We start from the raw sequence: 13,411 nt of genomic DNA on the forward strand, positions 1-13,411 counted from the left end.
GGGGGCTGGGGGGGGGGGGGGCGCCCCCCCCCCCCCCCCGCTTGTTTACCCCCCCCCCCCCCCAGCCCCGGGGGCCCCGGGGGGCCGTGGCGGGCCCCCCCCCCCCCCCCGCCGCCTTCGTGCTTCCGACAGGATGTGACCTGCGCGAATGCCCCGGGCGGACGACCCTCGCAGAGTGGATGTGCGGGACGGCGATTACTGGATAGAGTCACCCTTTTACACATGGTTGTGGGGACAGCCAAGGGGGCCTGCCGGCTGCCGACATCGGGGGAGGACCTGCAGCACATGAGTCGTCGCTCTACTGGTTTCGTCGGCGTCTGGGCCGAGGCGCAACGGCAGCAGCAGCGCCAGCTGGAGCTGGACGCCAGACGGCGGAGACAGGAAGAACAGCAGGCGCGGGCGCACCAGCGGCGAGCCGCCCAGGAGTACCGCGAGTACCGGCAGGCGGAGGCGCAACGCCGTACCGAGGAACTGGACGCGCAGGTCGCCTCGCTGCAGGGCCTTCTCTCCGAGGGCTGCCGGGCCCCCGCCTTCCGGGCCGCTTCGCTCCTGCGTTCCGAGCAGCTCCAGCCCTTCGCCCCGGGCCCGCTGGCGCAGCCGGTGGTCATGCCGGACATCGGCCGGTACCAGGCGCAGAGCGGCTGGACCGCGAACCGCCGGGCACAGGCGCAGGCCGAGGCGCAGGCGCGCTTCGAGCGGGACTGGCACGCGGCCCAGGCCGCCGAGGCGCACCGGCAGCGGCAACTGGCCTCGTACCAGCGGGAGTACCAGCAGTGGGCCGACGGCCTGCTGGCGGACGTACGCCGGCACAACGCCGGTGTCGCCGAGGTGTCCGAAGGGGTCCGCCGCAGGGATCCCGACTCCGTGATCGAGTACTTCTCCGCCGCTCTCTACTCCTCGTCGGCCTGGCCGGAGGGCTTCCCGCGCCAGATCGCCGCCGCCTATGACGCCGCGGCCGGGCAACTGGTGCTGGACTGGGAGCTGCCCGCGTACGGCGTCGTCCCCGAGGTGAAGTCCGTCCGGTATCTGTCCGGGGCCGATCAGGACAAGGAATCCCCCCGTCCGGTGACCCAGCGCCGGAGCCTGTACCGCGAGGTTCTCGCGCAGTGCGTGCTGCTCGTGCTGCACGAACTCTTCGGAGCCGATGAGCAGGGCGCACTGGAGTCGGTGGTCCTGAACGGCTTCGTGGACGGTCACGACCCCACGACGGGCCGGCCGGGCCACATCGTCCTCGCGACGGTGATGGCCTCCCGTTCCGCGTTCCTCGAACTGCACCTGGCGCAGGTGGACGCGGGAAGCTGCCTGGCCGACGGACTGCGCGGGCAGCTCTCGGCCCGGCCGGACCAACTCACTCCCGTACGGCCGGGCCGACGGCCGCAGGATGTCGGCAACCGCGTGGTCGCCCACGCCGGCGGCGAGGAACCCGATCTGTACGCCATGGATCCGATCGCGTTCGAGGAACTCGTGGCCGACCTCTTCCGGGCCATGGGGATGCAGGCGGTGACGACCCAGCGTTCGAACGACGGCGGCGTGGACGTCGACGCGCTGGACCCGACACCGATCCGGGGCGGCAAGATCGTCGTGCAGGTGAAGCGCTACCGCAACACGGTGCCGCCCACCGCCGTACGCGACCTGTACGGGACGGTCCAGGACGCGGGTGCCAACAAAGGCGTACTCGTGACGACATCGGGGTTCGGCCCCGGCTCGCACACCTTCGCCGACGGCAAGCCGCTGGAGCTCATCGCGGGCCCCGAGCTCGTGGACCTGCTGCATCGCCATGGACTGCGGGGAAGGCTGGGCGAGGGCGGCCGCCCGGCAACGGCCCAGCCGACCCGGCAGGCACCGTCGGCCCAGGCGTCACCCTCGTCGCGTACGGCACAGGCGTCAACGTCGGCGCGTACGGCACAAGCGGTACAGCCGGCGTCGGCGCCCTCGGTGGCGTCGGACCCGGAGCCCCGGCTGCCCGACGACCACAACGTCCTGGGCATGTCGTGGACCGGAAGCGTCGCCCTGGACGTCTGCGCGCTCGTCTGCCGGGGCGGCCGGGTCCTCAGCGACGATCACTTCGTCTTCTACAACAACCCGAGGACACCGGACGGCTCGGTGCGCGCGCTGCCCGCGACCGCGCCCGACAGGGCGGCGATCGGTGTCTCCTTCGACGGACTGCCGACGGAGGCCGACCGGTTCGTCCTCGTGGCCGCCATCGACCCCGAGGTCAACCCGGACGCCGACCTCTCCGGCTTCACGGACGCCGGCATCCAGCTGCGCGATCCGGGTCTCGCCGAACTGGACCGGCTCGACGTCTCCGACGGCCGGCCGGGCGAAACCGCCCTGGTGCTCGGCTCGTTCCGCCGAAGGGCCAACGGGGACTGGAAGTTCGTACTCGGCGGCAAGGGCTACACGGGCGGACTGGAGGAACTCGTAAGGGACTTCGGCATCGCGGTGGAGTAGGGCGGTGGGGTGGAGCGGTGGAGCGAACCGCGGGTGGTCCGGTCCCCACGCCGTAGGCAGGCGGGCCGACGGCGGTCCCCACGCCTGGTGCCGGCCGGGAGTTGCCCGGCAACGGACATGGGGACCGCCTCTCTGGCGGGACAGCCCTTAACCGGAGACCACCGCGCCGTCGTACACGTTGTTCGGCGTGACGATCTGTGTGATGGCCTTGGCGAGCAGTGTGGACGGTTCCTGGCCCTGGTAGGAGGCGTCGGTGTTGATCATGATGACCAGGGTGGCCTTCTTCGCGGGCAGGTACACGGTCACGGTCTCGTATCCCGGCAGGGAGCCGTTGTGCCCGATCCATCCGTTGGCGTCGAAGATGCCGAGCCCGTAGGTCGTTCCCGGGAAACCGGTCGGCAGGGTGTCGAGGCGCTGTGCCTGGCTCTCGGGGCTGAGTAGGGTGCCGGTGGCGACGATCTTGGCCCAGCGGCGCAGATCGTGCAGGTTGGAGATCATCGCCCCGGCGGCCCAGGCCCAACTGGGGTTCCAGTCGGTGGCGTTCGCGATCTCACCGCTCAACGTCTGGTCGGTGTAGCCCTGCGGGTGCGGCTCGGGGAACTCGTTCCCCTTCGGGAACAGGGTGTCGCGCAGATGGGACGGGCGCAGCACCCGACGGTCGATGAAGTCGCGGAGCCGGTGACCGCTGACCTTCTCGATGACCAGGCCGAGCAGGACGAGGTTGGAGTTGGAGTACTGGAACTGGGCGCCGGGCGCGAAGGTGTTCGGGTGCTTGAAGCCGTACGCGAGCAGTTCCCGCGGGGTGAAGGTGCGCTGCGGGTTGCTCAGCAGGTCGTGCTCGAAGTCCGCGTCGGACGTGTAGGGGAACAGGCCGCTGCGCATCTCGGCGAGCTGACGCAGGGTGATGTGGCGGCCGTTCGGAACGCCCTTGATGTAGCGGGAGATCGGGTCGTCCAGCCGGACCCGGCCGTCGTCGACGAGTTCGAGCAGCGCGGTGACGGTGAAGGTCTTGGTCTCGCTGCCGATCCGGACGTAGGAGTCGACGGACATCGGCTTGTGGGTGACGGTGTCGGCGACACCGGTCGCGCGGACGTAGTCCCCCTTGCCCGGCATCCAGAGTCCGACGACGACACCCGGGATGTGGGCCTGCGTGCGGACGTCCTCGATGGCCCTGTCCAGCCGGGCGCTCAGCTCGGGGCCGAGGCCGTGCTGCGGGGCGTCGTCCTCGCCGTATCCGTCGGCGCCGGCCGGGCGGACGCCTGCCGTGCGGGCGCTCGCCGCGTGGTCGGCCGCGGCGGGCGTCGCCGTCATCGGAGCCAGCACGGACGCCACGAGCAGTGCCGCGGCGAACGAACGGCGATAGGAGGTACGTCGCATGTCGGGGCGCCTCTTCCGGGTCAGGGGAACAGACGGCAACATCACCACCCAGACCCGTGCCATGCCCCGCCGTCCGATCCGCGTTCGACGGAGTCCACTCGTTCGGAGCCACGGGGCTGTCTCGGCGGAATCGTTTGGGGCTCGATGAGCGGGGGGCGTATGAACGGTTGGGATCGGATCCGGGGAGGAGCGCGGGCCGCCCGTCCGCTGCTTCTGATCGTCGCTCTGCTCGCCGCGGGCACCGTGGTGACCCGGCTCGCGGTGACCCGTCTCGCCTACGCCACCGGTGTGGCGGGCACGTCCGGCCACCTCCGGGTCGAGGCCTGCGCATGGAGCCACGCCGGAGGCCACCGCTATCCGCACTGCCACGGCACGTTCCGCTCCGACGACGGGACCGTGGTGGACCCCGACGCCACGATCGACACCAGCCTGCCCGTCGGCAGCACGGTCGCGCTGCGGCGAACGGCCTCCGCCGGATACGAGCAGACAGGCGTCGGCGCCTCCTTCGGATGGCTGGCGCTCTCCCTGCTCGGCCTGATGGTGCTGGTCCTGGGAACCCTGCTCGTACGCGGCAGGGCGGGCGCGCGCGGCAGCCCCCGCGCCCTGCGGGTACTGCTCGGCGTGCTGGGCGCTGTGATGCTGCTCAGCGCGTTCATCGGCGGAGTGGCGGGGATGGTCGGGGCGTTCTGAGGCGGCGGCTGTCGCGGTGGGCCGCGGTCGTGGAAGACGTGGGAGTCGTGGGTGGTCAGGAGGGCGGCAGGGGCTGCTCCGTCCAGACTGTCTTGCCGTCGTGGGTGTAGCGGGTGCCCCACCGCTCCGTGAGCTGCGCGACCAGGAAGAGCCCGCGTCCGCCCTCGTCCGTGCTGAGGGCCCTTCGGAGGTGAGGTGACGTGTGGCTGGCGTCGGACACCTCACAGATCAGACTGTGTGTTCGGATGAGGCGCAGGGTGACGGGGCCGTCCGCGTACCGGTAGGCGTTGGTGACGAGCTCGCTGGCGACCAGCTCGGTGGTGAAGGCCATCTCCGAAAGCCCCCATTCGGCCAGTTTCGCCGTGGTCAGCTCCCTGGCGCGGGCAGCGGCGGTCGCTTCCAGAGGCAGGTGCCAGGTGGCGAAGCTCTCCGGCGGCAGTACCCGGGTACGGGCCATGAGCAGCGCGATGTCGTCGGTGGGGCGGCGGTTCGTGGGCAGCAGTGCTTCGACCACCCCGTCGCACGTGCGCTCCAGGGCGTCGGCACTGTGGGCGAGACATTCCTCCAGGTTCTCCAGCGCGGCATCGATGTCGCCGTCGCGCGCCTCCAGGAGGCCGTCGGTGTAGAGCGTGAGCAGGCTGCCCTCAGGGAGGTCCAGGTCGTACATCTCGAACGGCAGTCCGCCCAGGCCGAGCGGTGGACCCGCGGGCAGGTCGAGCACGGTCACCTGGCCGTCCGGCGTGGACACCAAGGGTGCCGGGTGGCCGGCGCGTGCCAGGGAACAGCGACGGGAGACCGGATCGTAGACCGCGTAGACACAGGTGGCACCGATCATCTGTTCGACCGCCGACTGGTTGCCCTCGGCGTTGGTCTCCAGCTCGGCGGCCAGCAGACTGACCAGATCGTCCAGCCGGGCCACCACCTCGTCCGGTTCCAGGTCGAGGCTGGCCAGGGTGCGCACGGCGGCGCGCAGGCGCCCCATCGAGGCCGCGGCGTGGATTCCGTGGCCGACCACGTCTCCCACGACGAGGGCGACTCGGGCCCCTGACAACGGGATCACGTCGAACCAGTCACCACCGATGCCCGCTTCACCGCTCGCCGGCAGGTACCGGCAGGCCACCTCGACGGCCGGCAGGTCGGACACCGTGCCCGGCAGCAGACTGCGCTGAAGAGTCAGAGCGGCGCTCTGTTGCTGGGTGAAGCGGCGCGCGTTGTCGATACAGACGGCCGCACGCGAGGAGAACTCATGGGCCACCGCGGCATCGTCGTCCTCGAAAGGCTCCGAATGGCGCACTCGCCACAGACTCACCACGCCCAGTACCAGGCCGCGTGCCATCAGGGGCACCGCGATCAGGGAATGAACGCCGAGACCCAGGACGACCTCGATCCGCCGCCGGTCCATGGCGTACCACTCGGGGCGGAGGGACAGCACCCGTTCGAGAACCGGGCGACGCTCGGCCAGGCACCGCGCCTGCGGAGACTCCGGAAGGAGCGGGACCACGTCGCCCTCCTGGAACGGGACCCGTGGTTCCGGGGGCGAAAGGGCCACTCGTACCAGTGCGCCTGCCATGTCCGAGGGCAGTTCGTCACCGAGTGCCACCGGCTTCAGGAGGTCCACCGAGCAGTAGTCGGCCAGGCCGGAGACGGCCACCTCGGCCAGTTCCCGGGCCGTCTGCGTCACGTCCAGTGAGGTTCCGATCCGGGCGCTCGCCTCGTTCAGCAGAGTGAGCCTGCGGCGGGCCCGGTAGCGCTGGGTCACGTCCTCGATCGTCTCCGCCACGCCGAGAACCCGGCCCGAGGGGTCTTCCATCCGGAACGCGGAGACGGACACCATCCGTTCCTGGCCCGGAGCATGGCGTGTGCGCGCCGACTGCTCTGTGAAGATCAACGGCTCGCCGGTCTCCAGGACGTGGCGTACCCGCTCGTCGGCCGGACCCGCGTCCTCGTCGATCAGGAACTCACCGGAACGACGGCCCACCGGCGCCTCGGCCGTGATGCCGCTCGCCTTTTCGATCGCACGGTTGATCCGGATCACCTTCCGGTCCGGGCCGTGGATGGCCAGACCGATCGGGGACCGGTGGTACAGGCCGTCCAGGAGCGCACGGTCCCGCTGCCAGGCAACGATCTCCGCGGCGGGGGCACCGACCAGGAACCACTCCTGACGATCTCCGTCGCGGGTGATCGCGCGGGCCCGGAAACCCATCTCCACACGCCGTCCGTCGTGGTGCCGGACGGACAGGGATCCGAACCAGCCCCCCGCTCTCATGGCGTCCACGACGACGGACCGCGCGACAGGCAGGTCACGGGCGTCGACCAGGAGGTCACGCCACGCCCGTCCGATCACTTCCTTGGCGCGGTATCCCAGCAGCTCGTGCGCACGTGCGCTCCAGCCGACCACCGTGCCGTGATCGTCGAGCACGGCCGAAGCGGCATGCTCCAGGGCGAACGGATCTTCCGGACTCTCACTGAAATGCATCGAGGGCGTCCCCATCACCACCACTTCGTCTCCGTGATTCCGATGTTCCTCCAAACGGTCTCCGTCCGCGACTCTCCGGTTCCTCACGGCTCGGCGGTTCGACAGGAGTGCCGTGGCGGCGCTCAGCGTGTGCGGGCAAACGCCTGCGGGGACGGAGGCGGCCACGGCTCGCGACCACCATGGAAGGGCTGTGAACGTGGCTCGGTGATCCAGGTCGCCTACGGGGGACGGAGCCCGCCCCCGCTGCTCACCCGCAATGCTCGAATCTGTCCGGCCGGGCGCCGCCCGAGGGCGTCCGAGGCATGTCCCGGGCCAGGCGCAGCAGAGTCGCCCCCCGTCAGTCGGCCGCCGGGATCAGCCCGACCCGGTAGGCGAGGACGACCGCCTGGACCCGGTCGCGCAGGCCGAGTTTGGCCAGGATCCGCGAAACGTAGGTCTTGACCGTCTCGGGGGTGATGAACAGCGCCGTGGCGATCTCCGCGTTCGACAGCCCCTCGGCGATCTGCCGGAGCACGTCGAGCTCGCGGGGGGTCAGCGCGCGTACGAGGTCTTCCCTGGCCTGCCGGGAGGTGTCGGCCGGCCGCAGGTGTTCGGCGAAGTGACCTATGAGGTGGCGGGTGACGGCGGGCGCCAGCAGGGCCTCGCCCCGGGCGACCGTACGGATCCCGTTCACCAGCTCCGCGGGAGGCGCGTCCTTGAGGAGGAAGCCGCTGGCTCCGGCCCGCAGCGCGTCGTAGACGTAGGCATCGACGTTGAACGTGGTGACGACCAGCACCTTGGGCGGGAACTGGGCGTCGGGACCGGCCAGTTGCCGGGTCGCCTGGATGCCGTCGAGCAGCGGCATCCGAATGTCCATCACCACCACGTCGGGCCGCAGCCGCCGTGCGGCTTCCACCGCCGCGTGCCCGTTCTCGGCCTCCCCGACGACCTCGATGTCGGGCTGCGCGGAGAAGATGGTGACGTAGCCGGTCCGCACCAGTGCCTGGTCGTCGCAGACGAGTACACGGACGGTTTGCGGCGCATCGCTCACGGGGTCACTCCTGAACGGACTTGGACGGAATCGTCGCGCGGACCTCGAACCCGCCCTCGGGCCGGGGTCCGGCCTCCAGTTCACCATCGAGCATCAACACCCGTGCACGCAGCCCGGCCAGGCCTCGTCCGCCCGCCGGGCCAGGCTTCCGCGTGACGGGTACGGTCGCCGGGGAGGCGGCGGGTGCGTCGGTCGTCACCCTGATCTCGACGTGCTCCTCGCGGTGCCGGACCAGGACGTGTGCCGGCTGCCCGGACGCGTGCTTCATCGCGTTGGTGAGCGCTTCCTGCACCACGCGGTACGCGGCCAGCTCCACGTCCACGGACCGCGCCCGCCGCTCGCCCCGCTCGCTGAACTCGACCGGCTGCCCCGACCTGCGGGCCTGTTCGACCAGGTCCACCACCCGTCCCAGGGTCGGGGACCGGTCCGCACGCGCCGGGTCGGCGACCGCGGACTCACCGGTAGCCTCCAACACACCGAGCAGGTACCGCAGTTCCGTCAGCGCCCGACGGCCGGTGTCGCTGACGGCCGTCAGTCCCTCCCCGGCCCGTTCCGGCGCGGACGTGAGCAGGAACTGCGCCGCGTCGGACTGGACCACCATGGCCGTCACGTGATGGGTGACCACGTCGTGCAGTTCGCGGGCGATCCGTGCCCGCTCGGCGGCCGTGGCCACCTCGGCGGCCAGCCGCCGCCGCTCCACCTCTTCCCCTCGCCGCATGCGCACGGCACTCCCCACCAGCCAGATCGCGGCCAGAGTCAGAAAGAACGCGAGATAGTCCGGGATTTCCAACGGTGAGCCGAGGCGGTGCAGGACGACGGCCAGTACGGCGTAGGCCGCACTCGCCGCGACGGTCACGGCGCGGCGGAGGCCGACCTGATAGGCCCCGGCGGAGTACAGGGCGAGATACAGTCCCACACTCCCGAACGTCGTCGCGAAGCCCAGCGACTGGTGCATGGCGAACGCGCCCGCGACGACGGCCAGACAGGCTGCGGGCCACCGGCGGCGGGCTGCCAGCGGCAGGGTCTGAGCCAGGATCAGCCCGATGCCCAGCGCGTTCGCCGGCCGCTCGGGCAGATCGCCGATCTGCCCTCCGATGTTCGACAGGGTCGGCTCGAAGGCCAGCAGGGTGAGCACCAGAGCAAGGACGCCGTCCTTGACGGAGGCGTCCCGCTCGCTCCACCAGTCACGTGGTGCACGGAACAGCGGGGTGCTCCAGAGCGCCTGACGGGACATCACGTCCGTTTCCTCCAGTCGGCCTGGATCAGTGCCGGGCCCGCCGCCGGGGCAGCAGTCGGCCGTTCCGGTGGGCGAGTACGGCCATGGGGACGGTGATCAGTACGCCGAGGACGATGGGCACGATCGACGTCTCCAGGCCGAAGCCGTCGCCGGTCAACAGGGTGGAACCATGGACGTCGACGGTGTACAGACCCTCGGGGGTGTGCCCGGAGACCGGGACGCCGAGCAGTTGCTCGACAGTGTTCCAGGCGAAGTGCAGACCCACGACGAACCAGATGTTACGCCGCCACAGGAACGCGGCTCCGAGCATGACGCCCGCCTCGAGAGCGATCGCCACCAGGCTCCGCCCACTGGCTCCCGGAGCCCCCAGGTGGGCGACGCCGAAGAACAGCGCGGTGATCGCGATGGCGGCCCGGCTGCCCCACAACTGCTCCAGAGCCTGCAGGGCGAGACCGCGGAACAGCAGCTCCTCGGTGACCGAGGCGCCGATCTGCACCATGACCGCGGACCCCACGACCGACACGAAGCCGTTGCCCGCCCAGGAGAACGAGTAGCCCCCGAGAGCCGTGATCAGGAGTGCGGACACGAGGATGAAGCCCAGACCGATCCCGCCGCCGAGCAGTACCTCCCGGCCGGCCCCACGCCGGGCGATCTCCGGCGTGGAGCGTCGTGCGACGAAGCGCATGACCGCCCAGTACACGGCCACCGCGGCAGCCGCTCCGAGGGCCGGCACCGGTCCGGGGCCCGTCGCGGTCAGGCCCGAGACGAGACCGACACCGACCATGCCGGTCAGCATCCAGCCGAGTGGAGATCGAACGATCCGGCCGAAACGGCCGCCCCAGCCATCGCCCTTGTCGTCCAGGCCGGAGCCTGTGTCGTGCGGTGCGGTGGACGTCGTGCCCATCGTGGCCTCCCCTTGTGGCGGTGGTCGCACCGGTGTGGCGACCTGACAACCACGCTAGGGACGGGCCGACGTCCGCGAGTCACCCCCACAGGGACAATCCCTGTAGCTCTCAAAGGGGATGCGCGGCCCCCTCCCGCCCGTCCTGGGCGGGTATCGAGTCGTGGTCAACCAGCCATCGCCTGGGGCACGAAGGAGCGCCAGGAGACTGTTCCGGCCGTCGAGCTCAGCCGTGCCGGCTTCGAGTGGGCGTTGCGGAACGCGTGCCTCTCTCACTACGTGCGCTCGCCGCACGAGAACCAGGCCACCTGGAAGCGGGAGTTGAAGCGGGCGCCCGCGCGGGTGCAGTGGGACCCCGAGCGGGATCCGCGGCTGCGGCCCTTGCCGTGCCGGTCCCTGCGGCTCGGCTTCTCGGGTGAGGCTGCGCGACGCCACGCGGACGAGTGGACGGTCACCATCCGCGACGTCACCCCACTCGTCCACGAGGTCCACGCCCTCGTCAGCGTCGGCGACCTGGCCTCAGCCACCCGGTTGCTGCCCCAGGAAGGTTTCCATACCGGCCAGGCCGAGCCCATCGCCCACCTGCAGGGATGAGGAACGGGCTCACCCGACCTCCCGCCCTCGGGCCGGTCCGGGCGACCGCCGGCAGCGTGGCCTCAAGCGCGCACCGTCCCGCGTCCAGTGGGATCCCGGACGCGACCTGAACCTGTGTCCCTTGCCGTGCGGATCGTGAGCATCGGCCGGCACCGCCTGCCGGCCCGGTGGCCACGGACGGTCCGTTCGCATGCGCTACGGCTTTCGGGTGCTTCTGCCGTGCGGTCAAGAACCCCGGCGCGTCAGTGCCCGTTTTGGCATATTTCGAACTAATCTCCCGAGATTGTAAAAGTCGATCTTCCATAGATCGCACCCACTCACTCCATCGGAGATGACATGCGCAAGCTTCGCAACGTTGCCGTCCTGATCGCGGCGATCGGCAGCATCGGACTCGTCGGCGGCACGGCCCACGCCGGTGGCCAGGGCGACGGGTTCGACATCAAGCAGCACTCCAGCTGCAAGTCGCACGACCTGAACCTGGACGTCCTCGGCCAGGTCGGCCTGCTCAACGGCCTGGGCGGCAACCTGCTGGGCGGCGAGGGCAACCCGGGTGCCCAGGTCACCACCCTCGGTTCCAACGCGGGCTGCAGCAACAGCGCCTTCTGAAGTCCCGGCCGGCGCGGAGTCACCGGCCGATAGATGGTCCCGGCCCCGGGCCTCAGGCCCGGGGCCGGGACCCTGTGCGTGCGTCGGCAGGGCTCCGAGGCGAGCCTGTTCCGCTTTGACGGACACCATCGGTGTGGCGGTCGGGCCGCGATGGGCGCGACGACGTGGCGCTGTCCGGCCGGCATACCGCGCAGCAGGTGGACCGGTTCACCGACGGACTTCACCCCGTGCCGCTGCGCCCCTTCCGGCCGTGTGCCCCCACGCGTTTCCACGTAGCCCCAGGGCTTGTCCCGCACACCTCGGACGAAGGTGACGACAGCTTCGGCCTGTGGGCCGGCGCCACCCGGGAGTTCCGTGGTGGCGGACTTCACCGGTGTACGAGGGGGATCGCTCAGGCGGCCAGTTCGGTCACGAGGGCGCGGATGCGTCGCTCGATCTCGTCGCGGATCGGCCGGACCGCGTCGACGCCCTGTCCGGCCGGGTCGTCGAGCTGCCAGTCGAGGTACCGCTTGCCGGGGAAGACCGGGCAGGTGTCGCCGCACCCCATCGTGATCACGACGTCGGATGCCTGTACGGCGTCCACGGTCAGCATCTTCGGAGTCTCGGCGGAGATGTCGATGCCGACCTCCTTCATCGCGTCGGCGACCGCCGGGTTGACGGAATCGGCGGGAGCGGAGCCCGCCGAGCGGACGTCGACCCGGTCGCCCGCGAGGTGGGCGAGGAACGCGGCGGCCATCTGGGACCGCCCGGCGTTGTGGACGCAGACGAACAGCACGGACGGGCGCGCGGTGGTGGTGCTCATGGCAGGTGTCTCTCCGGGGGAGGCGGTGGGCTGGGGGAGCGTCGTGGCGGAGGTGGGTCAGGGGGCGGTCGGAGCGAGCTCTGGCTCGCTGTCGGGCAGGACGGTGCCCGTCTGGGCGGGCGCGGGCCGGCCGAACACCGCCGCCAGCAGGCCCACGCCGACCGCGGCACCGACGAGTTGCGCGACGACGAACGGGGCGACGGAGGCCGGGGCGATGCCCGCGAACGTGTCGGTGAAGGCCCGGCCGATGGTCACCGCCGGGTTCGCGAACGACGTCGAGCTCGTGAACCAGTACGCGGCCCCGATGTAGGAGGCCACCGCGGCGGACGCGAGGTGGGCGCGATCCGTACGGGTCAGGCCGAAGATCAGCAGGATGAGCCCGGCCGTCGCCACGACCTCGCCCAGCCACAGATGACCCGCGGAGCGGTCGTGCGTGGACCACTTCACGAGCGGTTCGGCGAACATCGCGTCGGCCAGCACCGCGCCGCCGATCGCGCCCACGACCTGGGCGGGGACGTACGCGGCCACTTCGCGTGCGGTCGTTCCGTCGCCGCTCCTCCGCCCGGTGAACCAGGCGGCCAGCGTGACCGCCGGGTTGAAGTGGGCACCCGAGACCGGACCGAGCAGTGTGATCAGCACGGTCAGGCCGAAGACGGTGGCGAGCGAGTTCGCGAGCAACTGCACGCCGACGTCCTGCGACAGCCGCGTCGCCTGGATGCCCGAGCCGACCACCACCGCCACCAGCGCGGCCGTACCCACCAGTTCGGCCACGGCGCGCCGCCCGAGGGATGCGTTCACGCGGTCACCCCGGCGGGCTCGGGAGCGGTCAGGAACGCGCCCAGCCGGTCCAGGGCGCCGGGCAGCACCCAGTAGTAGACCCAGGTGCCACGCCGCTCGCAGTCGATGAGTCCGGCCTGCCGGAGCAGCTTGAGATGGTGGGAGATCGTCGGCTGCGACAGCTCGAACGCGGGCGTCAGCTCACACACGCACACCTCGCCGCCCTCCCGCGAAGCGATCATCGAGAGCAGCCGCAGCCGCACCGGGTCGCCCAGGGCCTTGAACGCCTTCGCCAGTTCGGCGGCCAGGTCCTCGGCCAGCGGCGCGGTGGCCAGCCCCGGGCAGCAGGCGCCGTCCGCCTTCTGCCCGATGATCTCAAGCTCTTGTTTCGACATACCTCTATGTTGACGTTCTTCGATGCAAGGCGCAAGCTTGCATCGAAGAACGTCAATACAAGCCGTTCCGGGGCC

12 protein-coding genes are annotated in these 13,411 nt (G+C 70.9%); 4 read left to right on the forward strand and 8 right to left on the reverse strand.

Translation table 11 applies throughout. The features are described 5' to 3' along the window. Nucleotides 1-285: 285 nt before the first annotated feature. Nucleotides 286-2,451 carry a restriction endonuclease gene (locus ACIQRL_RS19100; RefSeq protein ID WP_401332674.1) on the forward strand — a complete coding sequence of 722 codons (2,166 nt, stop codon included), beginning with the start codon at nt 286-288 and terminating at the stop codon, nt 2,449-2,451. 147 nt (nt 2,452-2,598) lie between these two features. Here ACIQRL_RS19100 and ACIQRL_RS19105 read toward each other — a convergent pair whose 3' ends face one another. After that, the gene (locus tag ACIQRL_RS19105) at nt 2,599-3,828 is read right to left on the reverse strand and encodes a serine hydrolase domain-containing protein (RefSeq protein ID WP_401332676.1); all 1,230 of its coding nucleotides are present in this window, start codon (nt 3,826-3,828) and stop codon (nt 2,599-2,601) included. A 159-nt stretch (nt 3,829-3,987) separates the two neighbouring features. On the opposite strand from ACIQRL_RS19105, the gene ACIQRL_RS19110 reads away from it, so the two are divergent. Beyond that, nucleotides 3,988-4,518, forward strand: a complete 531-nt coding sequence (locus ACIQRL_RS19110; protein ID WP_401332677.1) for a hypothetical protein — start codon at nt 3,988-3,990, stop codon at nt 4,516-4,518. Between the two features lie 55 nt (nt 4,519-4,573). On the opposite strand, the gene ACIQRL_RS19115 is transcribed toward ACIQRL_RS19110, so the two are convergent. The 4 genes from ACIQRL_RS19115 to ACIQRL_RS19130 form a co-directional block, all read right to left on the reverse strand. Then, nucleotides 4,574-6,994: a SpoIIE family protein phosphatase gene (locus ACIQRL_RS19115; RefSeq protein ID WP_401332679.1), complete on the reverse strand. Its 2,421-nt coding sequence runs from the start codon at nt 6,992-6,994 to the stop codon at nt 4,574-4,576. A 337-nt stretch (nt 6,995-7,331) separates the two neighbouring features. Beyond that, nucleotides 7,332-8,024, reverse strand: coding sequence for a response regulator (locus ACIQRL_RS19120; protein WP_401332681.1), 693 nt, complete (start codon nt 8,022-8,024; stop codon nt 7,332-7,334). A 4-nt stretch (nt 8,025-8,028) separates the two neighbouring features. Next, complete coding sequence (locus ACIQRL_RS19125) at nt 8,029-9,258, reverse strand: sensor histidine kinase (RefSeq protein WP_401333355.1); 1,230 nt, start codon at nt 9,256-9,258, stop codon at nt 8,029-8,031. 28 nt (nt 9,259-9,286) lie between these two features. After that, nucleotides 9,287-10,165, reverse strand: a complete 879-nt coding sequence (locus ACIQRL_RS19130) for a lysostaphin resistance A-like protein (RefSeq protein WP_401332682.1) — start codon at nt 10,163-10,165, stop codon at nt 9,287-9,289. On the opposite strand from ACIQRL_RS19130, the gene ACIQRL_RS19135 reads away from it, so the two are divergent. Continuing rightward, nucleotides 10,139-10,756: a DUF4291 family protein gene (locus tag ACIQRL_RS19135; RefSeq protein ID WP_401332684.1), complete on the forward strand. Its 618-nt coding sequence runs from the start codon at nt 10,139-10,141 to the stop codon at nt 10,754-10,756. The genes ACIQRL_RS19130 and ACIQRL_RS19135 overlap by 27 nt on opposite strands. A 336-nt stretch (nt 10,757-11,092) precedes the next feature. Then, nucleotides 11,093-11,362, forward strand: a complete 270-nt coding sequence (locus ACIQRL_RS19140; RefSeq protein ID WP_401332686.1) for a hypothetical protein — start codon at nt 11,093-11,095, stop codon at nt 11,360-11,362. Between the two features lie 391 nt (nt 11,363-11,753). On the opposite strand, the gene ACIQRL_RS19145 is transcribed toward ACIQRL_RS19140, so the two are convergent. Genes ACIQRL_RS19145 through ACIQRL_RS19155 form a run of 3 tightly spaced genes read right to left on the reverse strand, consistent with a single transcriptional unit; the run spans nt 11,754 to nt 13,336 of the window. After that, nucleotides 11,754-12,164, reverse strand: a complete 411-nt coding sequence (locus tag ACIQRL_RS19145) for an arsenate reductase ArsC (RefSeq protein ID WP_401332688.1) — start codon at nt 12,162-12,164, stop codon at nt 11,754-11,756. Nucleotides 12,165-12,221: 57 nt separating this feature from the next. Next, nucleotides 12,222-12,962 carry an MIP/aquaporin family protein gene (locus ACIQRL_RS19150; RefSeq protein WP_401332690.1) on the reverse strand — a complete coding sequence of 247 codons (741 nt, stop codon included), beginning with the start codon at nt 12,960-12,962 and terminating at the stop codon, nt 12,222-12,224. After that, on the reverse strand, nt 12,959-13,336 hold the full coding sequence (locus tag ACIQRL_RS19155; RefSeq protein WP_401332692.1) for an ArsR/SmtB family transcription factor: 378 nt from the start codon (nt 13,334-13,336) through the stop codon (nt 12,959-12,961). Before ACIQRL_RS19155 ends, ACIQRL_RS19150 begins: the two co-directional genes overlap by 4 nt. Between the last annotated feature and the right edge of the window lie 75 nt (nt 13,337-13,411).

The sequence above is a fragment of the Streptomyces sp. NPDC091209 genome (assembly GCF_044757755.1).
Classification (GTDB): domain Bacteria; phylum Actinomycetota; class Actinomycetes; order Streptomycetales; family Streptomycetaceae; genus Streptomyces.